Below are 16,857 nucleotides of genomic sequence, written 5' to 3'. Positions count from 1 at the left end.
TCTCGTTCGAAGAGTTTCATTTCATGACACCTCACCCTGAAATCGAAGCTCGAAGCCGTATCTAGACTAGTTGAATCACAAGAGGATTTAGCTTTATTCTCCGATCCTTTGTTTTATTCCAGTCCGCTAAAAACTATATTTTCCAATAAAATAACTGTCTGTATATTGAAACCCCCAACAAAAGTAGGTTATTGTGTGTGCAGTTAGGGAAACGCAGGCGAGACTCAACTTCTTAAGTAAGAGGTTGAAACTAGCCATTCAGGGATGAAAACAAGCTAGCAGCACTCACTCACTCTTTGCAGAAAAGCAGAAAAGCAGAAAGAGCTGCTCAAGCAATTGATTCATATCAATCTTCCCTCTATTTTTTCACGCTTTGCAACGAATGCCTTTTCCCAAAACACCCAAGCAGTTAGATTTAACAATGGGTGTCTTAGTTGTTAGCAATACAAGAAAAGCAGAATTTATTTCCTGTTCAACTGGAGGTACTGGTTGTAATGTCCCCATTAGTTAAAGAGCGAGAACATTTCATAGGTACATTTTTTTATTGGGTACCAGCTATGATAGTGTTAATTATTTCCAAAGAAATTTCTGAATATCTACTTTTTGATGACCTTAGTACTAAGGTGTTTTCAATGTTCACTCTTGTTTATACGCCAGTGTATGTGTTTATTCTTCGGAGGTTTTATAAAAAACGATGTGTAACTATTTTTGTTGAAATTTCACTTGTGTTTTCTATTTATAGTTCGATGTTTCTATGGTGCATCCATTCAGATGTCCGTTTATTTGAAGCCTTAGCTTATGCATTTGACATTGAAGAAGATGTTGTAAAAAATATATTATCAATCGCTTACTTACTCCTTATTTTTGAAGTGGTTAATGTAATTTCAAAATGTGAGATTAAAAGAATAGCAATAAAGGGGTCAGAGCAAGAGGGATCCCCACGAATTTAATAGCATGCTTGTGGTTCCCTAACTAATGTTTTCAGTGACGAAATAGCTGCTCGCCAATGGTGTTTCAACAGCTTCAACTTCCTATCCTTGTATGCCCTTAATCCAATAAATTGGTTTGAAAAAAGATAGGACAGGCAAATCTTTATTATCTGATGTTGATCACGCCCATCGTCGCCTTAGCTGTGTCGAGCCTGTTTGAAGATGACCATTGGTCTGTGTATTTGAGCTTAGGTTTGAGCTTAGTGATATCAGGTAAGCTGCTGGCTCAGTTGAAGCCAGAGACTCTGGCGCAGGCTTATAACAAGCTCAAAATGGTGATCAACAAACAGCAGTCAGGTCTTAAATCACGCTGAGATGAACTTATTTGGCAATCAGATTCTAGTAGGCACACCCAAACAGTTAGATTTAACAATGGATGTCTTAGTTATTTGATAGCGCTTAATTAAGACCTAAAGTAACCTATTTAAAAAGTATTATATTCAAGAATAATCAAACGGCAGTTTGGATATTTTGATGTCAGACTTTCAAGGAAACAGTCGAAATTGTACTTATTACAGAATATTTGAGTATAGTTTGGCGTAGGAGGAGGGGGAATTCATACAGCAATGAATTTATCAGGCAATCTGATTCTAATAGGTACAGGTCATCTAACAGAGAATAATCTTGGATGTCTTGGTTATAATTGATTAGCAATGGGTGGCTCAATTTTTCTCCATTTATTATTTGTGGAAAATCATAAGGATGTGTTTTAGTGAAACCAGCATTAATTATTATACTCTCTCTCATGCTAACAGCGTGTGCAGCCCCTACCAGAACCGACAAGGCCGATTTCATTGTTGTCTCTTCTGGCAATGTCCCCAATGATAAAATTCCACATTTCATTGATTGTTTAACTGATGGTTTTAACAAGGCACATTGGGGAACCACAAATTATGAAGTACGCCAAACAGTACGTTCGTCTGGTTATCGTGTTGAGACATATACAGGAAGTTTTAACTATCTCTTAGTAAGTGCTGATATTTTCAATGATGGAAGAGTAGTACTCAATGAGAGTATCAGTGCAGGTTGGATAAATACAAATGGTGAGAAAGAGGCATTTGCGAGTTGTTTAGTTGAATATTTGGAAGTTAGATAAGTGAGTTAATGGGGTCAGAGTAAAAAAGATAGGTCAGGTACATCATCACCACGGAGCGCTAGGCTTCCACGAAGAACACGGAGGTAAGATAGAGATACTGCAAAGGCTTAGTTATTGCCTTTATCCGTGGCCCTCAGTGTTCTCCGTGGTGAATCGCTTTATTCCGTTTTTGAGTAATAAAAGATAGGACAGGCCATCTTTAAACCAAACGTATTATGGCCACATTCAACCACGGAGCGCTAGGCTTCCACGAAGAACTCGGAGGTAAGATAGAGAGTTGTAAAGACTTTAGTTATTGCCTTTCTTCGTGGTCCTCAGTGTTCTTCGTGGTGAATCGCTTTGTTTAGTTTTAAATTGTCTTTTGAGTAATAAAAGATAGGACAGGCACATCTTTAAACCAAACGTATTATCACCACGGAGCGCTTCGCTTCCACGAAGCACACGAAGGTAAGATAGAGGTCTGCAAAGACTTAGTTATTGCCTTTATCCGTGGCCCTTGGTGTTCTCCGTGGTGAATCGCTTTGTTCTCGACCCAGATCTCGGGCAATCAATCCGCCGCGGTTCGCCGAGTTGATTAAAAGATAGGACAGGCCATCTTTAAACCAAGCGTAGCATCACCACGGAGCGCTATGCTTCCACGAAGAACACGGAGGTAAGATAGAGAGTTGTAAAGACTTTAGTTATTGCCTTTCTTCATGGTGAATCGCTTTATTCCGTTTTCAATATGCCTTTTGAGTAAAAAAAGATAGGACAGGCACATCTTTAAACCAAACGTAGGGTCACCACGGAGCGCTAGGCTTCCACGAAACACACGAAGGTAAGATAAAGATCTGCAAAGACTTAGTTATTGCCTTTCTCCGTGGCCCTTGGTGTCTTCCGTGGTGAATAGCTTTGTTCTCGACCCAGATCTCGGGCAATCAATCCGCCGCGGTACGCCGGATTGATTGAGCGTCTAGGCTGGCTCTGGTGCCAACACCAAAAGTCAAAATTAAACGACTTGTTTATCCAAGAGCGCCTAGTTCCATAGTCGCCTCGCCAGTCCAGATGATCGCTTGGTAGCCTGTAGGCTGGCCTGCTCGAAGACGGTTTGACTCCCCAAACAGGTAAAGTGATGCTTGGCTCGGGTGATGGCCGTATACACCAGCTCCTTGGTGAGTAACTGTTTCTGCGCCTGACTAGGCCAGAGAGGTAGCACCATGGCGACCTTGCTAAACTCACTGCCTTGGCTCTTATGTACCGTCATGGCAAAACAGGTGTCGTGGCTCGGCAGACGAGCGGGGAGCACCTTTAAGATACTGCCATCAGCTTGGATAAAGTGAGCCATCAAGCGAGGGGCTGAGTGGGTCGCCTGCTGTGTGGCGCTATCGGGTAAGATGAGGCCGATATCACCGTTAAACAGGCCTAAGTTATAATCATTGCTCTGTATGATAACCGGGCGTCCCGGGTAGAACTCGTGTTCTGGCGAGATTAGTTTGGCCTGCTTCAAGGCGTCTCTGACTCCCTGATTGATGCCATCGACGCCGTATTCGCCCGCGCGCATGGCGCACAGAATTCGGAACTCGTTGTAACACTCTATGATATCCAGAGGAGTACTTTGCGGCTGGTTAGCCAGCTCCAGATAAGCCCGGTAGTGATCCACCGACTGAGCCAGTAACAGCTCTAGCCCAGTATTACCTGTGTGTGTTTTTTGATGTTCAATCCAGTAAAGCTCATCGTAGCCTGATTGCCACACCTCCATGATGCGTGACTTGTCAGAGTTATTTACCGCAGTCGCTAACTGACCTATACCCGCATCACCCTTAAATCTATGGCTGTGCATCAACATGCATAAACTGTCACCTATGCCTGGGGATGCGCTGATAAAGCCACTTAAATCATTGCCTGTTAGTTGAGATAATCGTTGGGCATAAGCAGCCGAGTAACGCATCTGCCACTTTGCCGATTGGCTCTTATCTGCCTTGAGTCCGGCGCAGATGTCTGCAAGTACGGCGCCAGCCTCGACTGAGGCCAGCTGGTCTTGATCGCCCAGCAAGATAAGCCTGGCATGGTCTGGCAAGGCCGACAGTAACTTGTGCATCATGGGGAGATCGACCATAGAGGCTTCATCGACCACTAACAGATCCAGCCTGAGAGGATTATCCTTATGATGGCGAAATTGCGGTGAGTTAGGGATCACGCCCAGTAACCTGTGCAGAGTCGATGCTTCCTCGGGGACCCGGCTTAAGCTATTGACATCTATGCTGTCGGCGAAGGGGGCAAGCTCAGATTTTAATCGCACCTTAGAGGCCTTGATTGACTCACTGAGTCTGGCGGCCGCTTTGCCAGTTGGGGCCACCAGCTTTATGATCAGCTCGGCTTCCTGGGTCATTAGAAACAGTAGCTTGGTGACTGTGGTGGTTTTACCTGTGCCCGGCCCGCCGGTTATTACCGCTAGGCGTTTGGTGAAGGCCGTGGCCGTGGCTATCTTCTGCCAATCATGCACTGGTGATTCTGTGGCCGCATTTTTTTGGGGATTGTGGGGAAACAGTATGTTTAAGGTGTCTTGGGTGGCTGTTGGAAGCTCTTGGATCTCACCTTGGGCAAGGTGTCTTAGCTTGTCGGCCACCTGAGTCTCAAATTGATAATAGCGCTGCAGGTAGAGGGAGCCTTGATCTAATACCAGAGGCGTCGAACTGTTTTCAGCTACGCCGTCTTGGGCCACGCTTTCTTGAGGTACGTTATCTAGAGGCACGTTATCTTGGGCCACGCTTTCTTGAGGCACACTATCTCGAGGCAAGCTATTTTGAGGCATGCTATCTAGAGGCACACCGATAGCACTGAACTGACTCAATAAGGCCATAAGTTCGGCGTGACTACAGGTGATTTCACACTGGGCTGTCTGCTCGTTCATGGGGTTATTCAGCAAGATTTGCTCTATGGGTAAGCAAGTGTGCTGCTGGGAAAGCTGATGACTGAGCAAGGCACAGATGAGGAGAAATAACTCATTGTGGGACTCACTGTGTTGGTTAAGCTGTGGTCGATGAAACTCAGCCAACTCGAGTGCAAAATGACGGTCCAGTGGTGTGATGAGTCGCTCGGTTTCCCATGATTTGAGCAAGTTTTTTATCGGTAGCCTTGACTGGATCATAAGGTGGACTCCATGTGATCATTATTGATTACTGCCTGAGTTTGTTCACTGTCAAATAGCGCGTCTAGGGCTTGGATAAGCGCTTTAGGCGGTTTGTCATAGAAGATCCCCGACATGGGAGAGTCCACCGACATGCCACGCAGGAAGAGATAATAACAGCCTCCAAGGTGCAGGTCGTAATCGTAATTTGGCATTCTCAAATTTAAGTATCTGTGTAGGGCTAAGGTATAGATGATGTACTGCAAGTCGTACCTATGGCTGCGAATGGCGCCAGCCATAGCATCTAAACCATAATGAGAAAAGTCATCACCCAGATGGTTCGATTTGTAATCGGCGATATAAAATTGCCCTTTATGCTCGAAGGTCAGATCGATAAAGCCTTTAAGCATCCCCTTAAGAGATTCAAAATTGAGCCCGGCGCTGTAGCCAAACGCTTCAAGCAGTTCATTGAGTTCGTTTGCCTTAAGCTGGTCAATGGGCAGGTAAAACTCCATCTCCACCAACTTCTGGCTCGGAGTCAGCTGAGATAATGTCAGCGAGCCATCTTGCGTCAGGGGCGCATTGAGAATATCCAGATACCAGGTATTGAGTATGCTAAACCAAGACTCATCTATGCCATATTTTTCCATGGCGACGGGTAGCTGCTCTGGCAGCTGCGCCTCGGCCAAGGTGAAATCAATTAGCTCCAACACTAAGTGCATAAAGCTACCGGCATTGGCACCACGCTCGAAGGTAAATCGACAAGGGCTTGGGTCCACCACATCTTGGATTATCTCAAGCTCGGGGAAACTTTCATCATCGGCGCCGGGGGCAACACGCTCATGGGGCAAGTCTTTGACTAAACCTGAGTAACTGCCCACACGCCATGGGGTATAAAGTTTACGTTTAAGCTTTCTCGGCGCCAAGGTGCGTCTCTTATCTGTGACGCTTACCAAGGCTTGCGTCGAGACATCGGCTTGCACCTCACTGACACTGATGGCATCACAAATTAACCCTTGGGCCTGGGTTTGAATGCGAGCAAAATCACAGGCTTTATCTTCTATCCCCAGCAGGTAGCCAATGCCGGTTTCGTGGAGTTGACTGGTGATGCCGGCTTTTTTGGTGAAACGGCTATGGTTGGCAATATAGAGATAGCATTGATAAACCGGCCGCGTCATGGCGACATATAACAGACGCAGATCTTCGGCTAAGTTTTCCCGCTTATGACGCTCCCAGCCTTCATCTGTCTGCTCTATGTCCCATATGAGCCGATTGTTATCATGGTAAAGCATGGGGGCAGGCTTACGGCGATTATCCCGGGCCAGACTGACAAAGGGGATAAAGCAGACGGGATACTCGAGTCCCTTACTCTTATGTATGGTAACGATTTTTACTAGGTTCTGTTCACTGGCGAGCCTGAGCTGGGCCTCTTCGTTGGCATTGTTGACGATAAGCGCTTGCTCGTACCAGTTAACCAGGGCGCTAATACCGTCAAGCTCGGTGGCTTTTTGTTGTAACAGTTCGGCTAAGTGCCTGAAATCGGTCAGACGTCGCTCGCCATCTTCGCCTTGGAGTAGGCGCTCGATAAGCTGAGTCTCATTGGCCAGACTGAGCAGGGCGGGCATGATCCCGCGCCTCAACCAATTCTGGTGCAGACGATCAAATTGCTCCAGTAAGTCTTGCCTAATCATTTCATCTTGGTTGAATCCATGAATGGCGAGGGCGTTATAGCCCAGTAAAGAGGTGGCCAGGGCAGAGCGCAGTGCTCGCTCATCTTTAGGCGTGGCTAAGGCGTGTAACACCAAAGCCAATTCTCGGGCCTCTAAGGTCTTAAATACGCTGTCGCGGCTTAAGAATACCGAGCCAATTTGTCGCTGAGATAATGACTCACGTATTACCCCAGCCTCGTTTCTATCGCGCACCAGCACGGCAATATCTTGGGCTTTGAGCGCCTTACCACTGATTGTGCATTGACCCTGTTGAGATTCCGTCAGCAACCTTGTGATTTCTGCGGCGGCGTCTTCGGCTAAACGTTTTCTGGCGCTGGCTTTGTTGAGTCCCTTATCTGGGTCTTCACTCAGCAGCTTTATCTTTAGCGCCGAGGTGTCATTGTTTTGCTCGACAAATATTTTCTTATGGGCGAAGGGAGACGGCTGCACCGACTCGAACACTATGGCCTGATTGATAAACGGATCGTCTCGATTCTCAAACAAGGCGTTGACCGACAAGACCATGTTGCGGCTGGAGCGGTAGTTGGTGCCTAGGCTATAGTGCTGCTCGGTTTGCTCCCTCGCCTGAATGTAGGTGTGAATATCGGCGCCCCTGAAGGCATAAATGGCTTGTTTGGGATCGCCAATCATCAAGAGGCTCACCTCTTTGGAGGCTGGCTTACTTTGGTTATTCTCGCCGCTATTATCGCTGTCGTCCTCGGCGCTAATATCGGCGTTATGGCCTGTCGATGAGGTCGACTCTTGTTGATAAATACGGTTGAAAATAGCGAACTGCAGGGGATCGGTATCTTGGAACTCATCGATAAGGGCCACGGGAAAGCGCTTGGCTATCAGGTTAGCCAAGTTATTGCTGTGCTCATTAATATCACCCGTGTCCGGCCGCAGGGCTTGCTCCAGAGTGAGTAATAGATCGTCCGGCGTCATCAAGTTACGCTCAGACTTTTGCTGGGCAAAACGCTTAGATATGCCGTCTCTGGCACAATAGAGAAAACTTGGAATGAAATCCTTGATGAGTAGACACAGTCGCTCGATGTGATCCAGCACTGGGGCCTGGTCCGGCGTTGGTACTTCGCCGCCTTTATTGAGCTTAAGCCCGCTGAGGGAAAGACTCTCCATCACCTTCATCGGTGGCAGACTCATACTGCACTTACACCAGTTGTCCATGGCATCGAGCATGATGGCCAACTTGGGGTAAGCGTCAGGCTTCTTGCCGAAACGCACGCCATTGAGAGGCAGTGAATGCAGTAAGGTCTCTATGGCTTCACGTTCTCTGGGCCAGATGAGCTTGAGCCGGCTCATACTCTGCGAGAGTGTGCCCTGGAGCTTGGTAAAGTCTTCGGGCTGCGGCTGGGCATTGGCCTGACTCGCACCAAGAAGCGGTCTAAGTTGTTTAGACAGGGCATCTGGGTCGGCAAATTTTTTCTGAATGATCTCCCCGAGAAATCCCGGTAGCGGATAACAGTGTTCCCGCCAAAAATCCCGCACCGCATGGTGCAGATACTCGCTGTCATCCAAGGTGAATTCTGATTCGAATAGCAGAGATGACTCGAAAGCCATGTCGGCTAAAATTCGCTGACAAAATCCATGAATGGTAAAAATAGAGGCTTCATCCAGAGACTTGAGTGCCAGGTCCAGACGTTTAAGGGCCAAGGGCCGCGCAGACTCTGGCGTGGCGCTGTGCAGAGACGCCAGCAGCTCATCACCTGTATCTATTCCGATAAAGTGGCGGTAAGCCAGTTGGATCTTATTGCGAATACGATCCCTGAGCTCGCCCGTTGCCGCATTGGTGAAGGTCACCACCAATATCTGCTGACAGGTGAGGGGCTTGTCGATGCCGTGGCCGAGTAACAGACGCACATACAGGCCGGCTATGGTATAGGTTTTACCTGTACCCGCACTGGCTTCGATAAGACGGCTGCCGCCGAAAGGCAAGGTGAGGGTATCTAAGGCCTGAGACTGCTTAGGCTCTATAACTGGCATAGCCTGACTCGTTGTCGTTGTCGTTGTTGTCGTCGTAGGAGTTAAGGACATTATTTCTCTCCTTGGCTTGAGTGGATTTCGCCTTCGACGAAACTTGTAAGCTCACCGAGTTTGTCCTTGTGATATAGGCTAAGCATGGGGCTAAGTAGCGTCATGGCTAAGTGTCCGAATTCATCTTCTGAAAAATCATCAGGGAAACTAAACAGGCGCTGATAGTGGGGCTCCATGGCTTCACCTAACTGACTCTGCTCATCGAGCCACTGACTTTGGGCTTCGAGTAATTTGTCATTATGATCGCCTTCGGCTTCAACATAGGCCAGTGCGGTTCTAGGCATAAACATCAAGGGGTGAACTTGTCCCGACTGGAAGTAAGCTAACCACAGGCTCAGTTGAGCCTTAGCTTGCTCATGTGCCACGGGATGAAAAGCATGGAAATGACCGATATCTAACAGGTAGCTGATATGTGGCAGCTTGGTAGTCGCTTCCTCTGAGCCCATGGCGCAAATACACAGATGCCTGATGTAGAGACGGATAAGGTCTCGTCCATTGGCAGTGCCGGGGCGGTAGTTCACCAGACCTTTGGCGCAGAGGTCGTCGATGCGTCCGACTAATGTCATCGGCTCACTTAAGCCATCGGCTTGGGTGAAGTTAAGTGCGATATTCTTGGAGTTCTGGTTATCCCCCTGAAGATAGACGGCGCGGCCGATTAACGGCTTAATATCATGTAGGTATTGGTTGAGCAAGAGATCATCGAAGGGCTGAAGTGGCAGCTCACCGCTTGCCTTTAATCGCTGCAGCAGCACCTCATCTGGCATATCTAGCTTCTGTGATATGGCATTGTCCAGCAAACTGGCCTGAAGCTTGTAGCGCTCCAGTGGATTGAGGCTAAAGGGTTCATCGTTATCGTCGGCCTGAATATTCAGGCTTAAATCGACCTTGAGGGTCCGATTGAAGAAGTACTGGGCCGGGTTTCTGAAGAAACGGATAAGGGCCGAGACTTCAAGCTCATTATCATCTAAAACATCGGTTAGCTGACTGGACTCTATGGCTTGGGTTATCTTGAGTCCGGCGTCGATAAAGCGCTGAGCCAGTACTTCTGTACCTTGACTCGGACACCACTGGGCCGAGTAACTCTGCTTTAGCTTAAGCTCTGCAGCGTGTTCTCGTGCTTGGTTTACATATAGGCGCTCATCGAAGGGTTGCAAGGGTTGCTCGATTAGCAATTGCTGGTGGATAGCCTTCTCTATGGCAGGAATATCGGGCTCATCAGCACCTTCTTGGTTGAGCGCTTCTGGCTCAACATCTTTTGGTTTAAGGTCTTCTGCTATAAAGGCTTCAGGCAGATAACACAGCTGACAATATTCGACTAACTCAGACACTAGCATAGAAGGAATGCGTTCAGAATTGTCACGCTCGCTGTGGCCGATATAACTGATATAGAGTTGTTCTCTGGCCGATAAAATTGCCTCGAGAAACAGGTATCTATCATCCAGCCTGCGGGAACGATCGCCTTTTCGTGGTCCAAATTGAGCCACAAGATCGAAGCCTACCGGGTGTTGAACCCTAGGGTAAATGCCATCATTCATGCCGACCAGACACACCACCTTAAAAGGAATGGAGCGCATGGGCATCAAGGTACAAAAATTAACACTACCGGCTAGGTATCTCTGGCCGACACGGGATTCACTCAAGGTACTATTAAACCAATTCTGCAGCACTTGGGTATTGAGGGGCGTTACCTGTCCAGCCTCTAACAGCTCAGTTTTTAACTTGTTTATCGCTTCGCGTATGGCTTGTAGCTGAGGTAATTCCTCATCGTCAACCTCATAAAAATCATCGACAAGTTGGGCGAGTTGCCCCATGCGATCTTCTATAGAGCTGGTTTGCCCGAGCAGTGTTTGATAGTCATCTAAGGTCTCAATAAAATTGAGTAATTTCCCCAGAGCTTGGGCGGACTGGCCCTCGATACCTTTGACTAATAAGGTGTCTTGGTAGAGGGCGGCATCATCACTGAAGGCGTAGCCCAAGATGAGTCGCTTGATGCCAAACGCCCATGAGTTTTTATCGAATGCCGGCAAAGACTGGGCGGCGCGGCTGGTTTCATCTCGCCCCCAACGTACTCCGGCTTGCTCGAGCCAATGGCGAATTAAGATCAGAGCCTCGTCATCTAAGTCGAAACGTCTGAGCACGGCAGGGACTTCTAAAATGCCTAAGATATCGGTTAAACCAAAGCGGCTCTGGTTGATTGACAATATATGTAAGAAGCTGTTGATCAGCGGCGATTCCTGGGCCGCGCCTCTGTCGGCAATGGCGTAAGGAATATAATGCGCGCCTTGTTTAGCCGAAAATACGGCGTCTATGTAAGGGGCGTAAGCGGCGACATCGGGCAACATGATAACGATATCCCGGGCAAGCAAGGGCTCGTTTGGATCATCTGGTGTTCGAGAAAGCATATCGAGTAGGTGATCATGCAAGGTCTCAATTTCCCGTAGCGGGCTGTGGCAGCTGCGAAGGGTCAAGGAGTCATCGGTTTTAGCCAGAATGCGGCGTCCATCGAGCGTCAGATACAAGGAGGCATCTGGGCCTAAGCTTCTATCTCGGGTACTGAGTTCGAGAATGTCATGTTGAATGCCGCTGAGTAAGTTATCGACACCTGGGTCTTGGTAACACTCGAAGTTAAAATTGGCGTGCTCTTCGGGAAGCTCGAGGATAAGGTCCAGAAGCTCACGGCCCATCTTGCCATTATTGGCTAGCAGGGGATTGCCCACCTCGAGTTTATCTTCCCAGTCTTGTTCAAGTTTGTGTTTATCGGCATATTCCAGCGCCATGCGGGCACGCAGACGCGGATCGACAATATCGCCCCAGTAATGCTGACAGGGACTCAAGTTAAGCATGATCACATCGATGCGCTTAGCCAGATGATAGAGCACATCCAATGTTTGCGGTGCCATGGAAGATATTCCGAACACGAACAGACGTCTTGGTAGCCCATCGAGTGAGGTGTCGGGATTGTCCAGGGCATCGAACAAGGATTGATGTAGGTTTGCCCTGTGGTATTGGCTCTTGTTCAGGTGTTGGTTATTAAACTCAATTAGGGCTCGCCATAATATCGGCTGCCAGGCCTGAGCTTGAGATAACTTATCTCCCTTGGGTGGGAGCGTGGGCTCATTGGCCTCCCAGGCTGCAATCCAATCCGGGCGGTAAACCAGGTATTGATCGAAGATATCGGCAATCTGGCCGCACAGCTGAAACAGTTTCAGCGGATTGTCTTGCTCTGACTGCTCTTGCCCTGAGGTAAGATAATTTTTCAGTGGGGCAAACTCCGGACCGCTCAAGAGTTCAGGTAGCAACTCCATCAGCTTCCAGGTCATGGAAGGTTTGGTGAAGGCATTTTCCTTGGGCACGTCGGGCAATAATATGTGGCACAGTTGCCAGATAAAGCTCGAAGGCAGGGGAAACTCCAGCGCCGCGGCTATCTTGTTTTTCTTGGCCACTTCAAGTCTCAGCCAGGTCGACATCCCCGGACTTTGGACCAACACATGCTCGGGCATTAACACTGGCATGTCGGCAATGGGAGTCTGTAACTCCAAGGCGAGCTGAGCTGACAGGGCTTCCATTCGATTAGACTGAACAAGATAGAGCATGAAGTTTCCTAGGAGAGTGCCTTATACCATGTGGTATTAAATACGTGAAAGAGCCCTAAGTAAATGATATAAAATAGCCAAGCATTATGGGACTCCGCAGACCAAAACTATTCTATGTGATTGAATTGATTTGTCCAACGAAAGCCTAGATAAATGGGGTTAACTGCTGCTTTTATCCTTGCTGTCGTGATGCTGAGGATGAATGGTCGAAATTGACATGGTCACTTAGGTTTTCAATGGTGATTTATTTAACCAGAAAGAGCAGTCAAATAGGGCTTGATGCTAGCTCCCTCGACCTTGATCGAATGCCCACTTGATAAGCCATGGCTAGGTTTTACATTACGGGCTAGAGCTTGATTATTTTAAGCTTCAATTTGCGGGATAATCGAATAAATAGCTTAGTGGTACTTTTTCGTCCGCTGGCCGTTAATGTTCGATATTTGAGGGCGATGTAATACTGAGTTAATTGAGAGAAATCTTCAGCAATCACAGGTAACTGAGTTTCTACCTTAAGGCAAAAATCTAACGGCCCCTGATCCAGGCGCCTAGATACGCCTTTCTTATGGAGTAATCGACAGACTCTTAAATAAGCCGAGGATACCTTGTCTTTATCTCTGGTGAAATGCAGTAATCCTGCACTGTATGCTATCACTAATATGATAAGGCTCAGGCTTGTAAGCATGAAGAAGGCTAGTTTCTGTTTGGTGATTGTTCCCAGTAACTGGTGTAACACTTGTTCTTGCTTACTGGAATCGAAGCCCAAAACCCAGACACTCCAATAGAAATCTATGCTGGCTAATGTCAGCCTCAACTCATTGAGAAGGGGATAGTCTCTGAGTCTGAGTGCGCTGAAGGGACTGTCGATAAAATAGCTGTTTCTTCCTTGGAAATAGGCATCGAAACCTTCGAGAATCCGCTCCGGCGCTATCATAGAGGTAGGGTCGAGTCGTATCCAACCTCTGCCTTCTAACCAAACTTCCACCCAGGCATGGGCCATATATTGATAGATGCTCAGATACTGGGCTCGTTTATTCCATTCGCCGCCCTGATAACCGGTTACCATTCTGGCGGGGATCCCGCTAGCCCGCGCCATAAAGGTTAATGCACTGGCATAATGAACGCAAAACCCGGCCTTATTTTCCAATAAAAAATCATCAATCTGCTGTGGGCCCACAGGCGGTGGCGACAAGGTATAAAAATAGGCTTGCTCGGTGAAGTAACTCATCATGGCATTGAGTCTCTTTACCGGATTGGGATACCTGGTGGCAAAACTCTCGGCTAATTGGTGGGTTCTGGGGTTACTCTGCTCCGGGAGTCGTAAATTAATATTCCTGACATTATCCGTGAGGCTTAAATCCATGGGTACAGAGGTGAAAGATTTGACATTGTATTGAAACGTTTGTGTGAGGCTCTTGGTAGAATAGAGGCGGTAGTCCGGCAGTTGAATGATGTCTAGAGTATCGCTGAATGCGACGTCCAGGGCGAAGAGCCAATGTTGGTTACTCTTCTCGGCAATAACAGAATAATTTAGCCAAGGCCCAGTTGCACTAGGCATGCTCGATGAGGCTAAATTATTTGATTCTAAGGTTTTAATGCTTTCGTGTCGTGTCCAGGTCTGACCGTCGTAATCTTCTAAGACCAGAGCCCGCCAATAGAGTTGATGATTCATGGGAGGCGTGCCATCAAATTTGACTCGAAATGCCAGAGCCGTAGAGCGGGTTAGCCTGCCTATTTCACCGAAACTGACTTCATCAGAGAGACCTGTTTGTGCCGTTTTCAGTTGTGGCATCATCCATAGGGGAGGCAAACGAGGAAATACCAGGAAGAGCAGGGCGGCTAAGGGTAAGCTTTGTATGATGAGGCTAACGCCAATTCTGGCGGTTTCATTGAGCTTCACATCCTCCCGATAAAGGCTAACTAGCACACAAGTATTAATTGTCGCAATGAAGATTAATAGGATAGAGAAGTAGATAGATTGCTGCCCAAGCAAGGTGATCGCGATAAGGATGTAGCCGACAATCACCACAATTCTGACATCACGCCTGTCTATCATCTCTATATATTTGAGCGAATAACCTAAAATAAGCAGGTTGATTAAGCCGTTGAGTAAGCCGATTTTCGACGTGACCAGAGCTAAGGTCAGTGCGGAGGCGAGAGCCAGGGAGGTCACCAGAAAACGAGGCGGCTTGGCGACTTTCCCCATAAATATTCCGTAGCGCCACACTAGGCAGATACCACAAATGGCCATGGTCCATGGTGTTAACTTGTCATAGAGTGGCAGCAGTATCACAACATTGATGATGAGTAACCAAAGCAGGCTATGGCGGGATATGATCTCCTGTTGTGACGGCTTCATTTTATCTTTGCCCTCTAAATGGGAGCAGGGCTATGCTTTGCTGACACAAGAGGCGATGGCTTTCACCGTCCGAGGGAGAGATCTTATGTTGGCCTATCACCAGTCCGAAAATATGCCCTCGTTCACTGAGTTTATCTATGGACCAAGTCAATTGACTTATTCTCTCTTCGATGTCTGCTGAGCTTAGATTATCTAAAGTGAGCCAGAGGGGTTGGCCCTGAGGCTGCTGAAATTCCTTACTCAACATGCCACGTCCCTGTGCAAGTTGCTTCCAGGCAACTTGTTTCAATGACTCTCCGGGAATATGTTGTCTGAGTCCTTTAAATTCATCGACTCCTTGTACATGTACACCTCTGTTTAAGGTGTGACTGATGTCGTCTGTTTCAAGAGCTGACAGCTCTGATTGGGATTCGATAGGATTGGCAAACACGATAACTTGATTATCAAGATCGATATGTGACCAGGCTCTGCATAATCCCAGTGGGTATCTAGACTCAATTTTCAATCGCCTAGGAAATATTCTGCCTCTGGTGAGGTTGTTAAATTGAAGCAGAGATACCTGGGATTCTTGTTTAATCACCTTGATCACATTGACTTGATTATCGGGATAGGAAAGTAATACTTCAAATTGCGCCTGTTTAGATGACACCTTGACTGGAAATACCAATGTCTCTCCCGCGTAGGCCTGAGGCGAAGATGATGAGCTAAGTGAAAGCCCTGCAAGGTTTTTATAACTATAGATAATGCAGGTATTAAATAGGCTTGCGAGTAAAAAGCTCAGGCCTATTATCAAGTTGTTTTGATAGTTAGTGCCGAGTATAAACAGGAGTAAGATAAGGCCGGCCCACAACAAGCCGAAACCCGTGGGTAGGATGAAAATACTTTTATGGGCCAATGTGACCTGTTTTGATGGTGGCAGCCTACGTGCCAACCAAGTGTTCCACCAGAGCGACGCTCTACTGGGCTTAGTCGACGTAATGGGGTTAGCACGATTCATCATTATGCTAAGTTACAAGATCGGATTGACGTTGCTGAGAATTTTTTGTGATAAGGCTGCTCCCTGTTGTTGACTGCTGCGACGGATCCTATGCTCGGCAACCGATGAAAACACAGCCTGTACATCTTCGGGCACAAGATAACTTCGTCCATTGAGAAAAGCCCAGGCTTTAGAGGCTTGCAGTAATGCCTTACTTGCCCGTGGCGACAGGCCAAATCCCTCATTTTGAACACGTGAAGCCTTGACGAGTGCGAGCACATAATTAAGTAAAGCATCTGAAGCGGTGATTTTTTCAACTTCTTGCTGTAACTGTACCAGTTCGATTTGGGTTATACATTGAGGAAGCACTTTAACCTGGGGGGATTGATCATGTTCCTTGAGCATCTCAAGCTCGGCTTCTGCGTTGGGGTAACCGATAGATAGGCGCATCATAAAGCGATCCAGCTGAGATTCTGGCAGTGGGAAGGTACCAGATTGTTCACTGGGATTTTGAGTCGCTATGACAAAAAACGGACTGGGTAGTGGGTGAGTTATGCCATCGATAGTGATCTGACTTTCGGCCATGGCCTCCAGGAGTGCGCTTTGAGTCTTAGGGCTAGCACGGTTAATTTCGTCTGCTAGCACCATCTGCTTGAAGATGGGACCTGGATGAAAAATGAACTGAGCCTGATCCTTGTCGAAAATGGAGACTCCTAGAATATCGGCGGGTAACATATCGCTGGTAAATTGTATGCGCTGATAACTGAGCCCTAGGCTCTGGGCAATACCATGGGAGAGGCTGGTTTTCCCCATGCCGGGAAGATCTTCGATCAGCAGGTGGCCTTTGGCGAGAATACAGGCAAGGGCCAATTTTATCTGTTCTGGTTTGCCCAATAGAACGCGCCCAAGCTGAGTGATAATCTCTGAAACTGTCTGTTTGGACATTGAATTCCCTTTACTGGCATCATGGCCTTACTATG

General features: G+C 47.5%; 9 protein-coding genes. 3 read left to right on the top strand and 6 right to left on the bottom strand.

The window, feature by feature from the left end; all coding sequences use genetic code 11:
- Window positions 1-434: 434 nt before the first annotated feature.
- The 3 genes from SVI_RS11465 (at window position 435) to SVI_RS11455 (ending at window position 2,085) form a co-directional block, all read left to right on the top strand.
- Complete coding sequence (locus SVI_RS11465; protein WP_013051687.1) at window positions 435-950, top strand: hypothetical protein; 516 nt, start codon at window positions 435-437, stop codon at window positions 948-950.
- 152 nt (window positions 951-1,102) lie between these two features.
- Complete coding sequence (locus SVI_RS11460) at window positions 1,103-1,303, top strand: hypothetical protein (protein ID WP_013051686.1); 201 nt, start codon at window positions 1,103-1,105, stop codon at window positions 1,301-1,303.
- 398 nt (window positions 1,304-1,701) lie between these two features.
- Window positions 1,702-2,085 carry a hypothetical protein gene (locus SVI_RS11455; RefSeq protein WP_013051685.1) on the top strand — a complete coding sequence of 128 codons (384 nt, stop codon included), beginning with the start codon at window positions 1,702-1,704 and terminating at the stop codon, window positions 2,083-2,085.
- 1,015 nt (window positions 2,086-3,100) lie between these two features.
- On the opposite strand, the gene recD is transcribed toward SVI_RS11455, so the two are convergent.
- From recD to SVI_RS11425, 6 genes are all read right to left on the bottom strand, one after another.
- Window positions 3,101-5,212: an exodeoxyribonuclease V subunit alpha gene (recD, locus tag SVI_RS11450; protein ID WP_013051684.1), complete on the bottom strand. Its 2,112-nt coding sequence runs from the start codon at window positions 5,210-5,212 to the stop codon at window positions 3,101-3,103.
- Window positions 5,209-8,901, bottom strand: a complete 3,693-nt coding sequence (gene recB / locus SVI_RS11445) for an exodeoxyribonuclease V subunit beta (RefSeq protein WP_013051683.1) — start codon at window positions 8,899-8,901, stop codon at window positions 5,209-5,211. The genes recD and recB overlap by 4 nt, the downstream gene beginning before the upstream one ends.
- Before the next feature lie 50 nt (window positions 8,902-8,951).
- Entirely contained in the window at window positions 8,952-12,545 is a 3,594-nt protein-coding gene (gene recC / locus SVI_RS11440) for an exodeoxyribonuclease V subunit gamma (protein WP_013051682.1), read from the bottom strand.
- A 346-nt stretch (window positions 12,546-12,891) separates the two neighbouring features.
- Entirely contained in the window at window positions 12,892-14,901 is a 2,010-nt protein-coding gene (locus tag SVI_RS11435; RefSeq protein WP_013051681.1) for a transglutaminase TgpA family protein, read from the bottom strand.
- A gap of 1 nt (window position 14,902) precedes the next feature.
- Window positions 14,903-15,901: a DUF58 domain-containing protein gene (locus SVI_RS11430; RefSeq protein WP_049791085.1), complete on the bottom strand. Its 999-nt coding sequence runs from the start codon at window positions 15,899-15,901 to the stop codon at window positions 14,903-14,905.
- 9 nt (window positions 15,902-15,910) lie between these two features.
- Entirely contained in the window at window positions 15,911-16,822 is a 912-nt protein-coding gene (locus SVI_RS11425) for an AAA family ATPase (protein ID WP_013051679.1), read from the bottom strand.
- Window positions 16,823-16,857 lie beyond the last annotated feature (35 nt).

The sequence above is a fragment of the Shewanella violacea DSS12 genome, from assembly GCF_000091325.1.
GTDB lineage: Bacteria > Pseudomonadota > Gammaproteobacteria > Enterobacterales > Shewanellaceae > Shewanella > Shewanella violacea.
Note: the sequence above shows the minus strand (reverse complement) of the source record. Positions and strands in the feature narration are given on the sequence as shown.

Bases quoted from the DNA above. Each gene is read 5' to 3' on its own strand.
- SVI_RS11460 (WP_013051686.1), top strand. From the start codon at position 1,103: ATGTTGATCACGCCCATCGTCGCCTTAGCTGTGTCGAGCCTGTTTGAA.
- recD (WP_013051684.1), bottom strand. From the start codon at position 5,212: ATGATCCAGTCAAGGCTACCGATAAAAAACTTGCTCAAATCATGGGAA.
- recB (WP_013051683.1), bottom strand. From the start codon at position 8,901: ATGCCAGTTATAGAGCCTAAGCAGTCTCAGGCCTTAGATACCCTCACC.
- recC (WP_013051682.1), bottom strand. From the start codon at position 12,545: ATGCTCTATCTTGTTCAGTCTAATCGAATGGAAGCCCTGTCAGCTCAG.
- SVI_RS11435 (WP_013051681.1), bottom strand. From the start codon at position 14,901: ATGAAGCCGTCACAACAGGAGATCATATCCCGCCATAGCCTGCTTTGG.
- SVI_RS11430 (WP_049791085.1), bottom strand. From the start codon at position 15,901: ATGATGAATCGTGCTAACCCCATTACGTCGACTAAGCCCAGTAGAGCG.
- SVI_RS11425 (WP_013051679.1), bottom strand. From the start codon at position 16,822: ATGTCCAAACAGACAGTTTCAGAGATTATCACTCAGCTTGGGCGCGTT.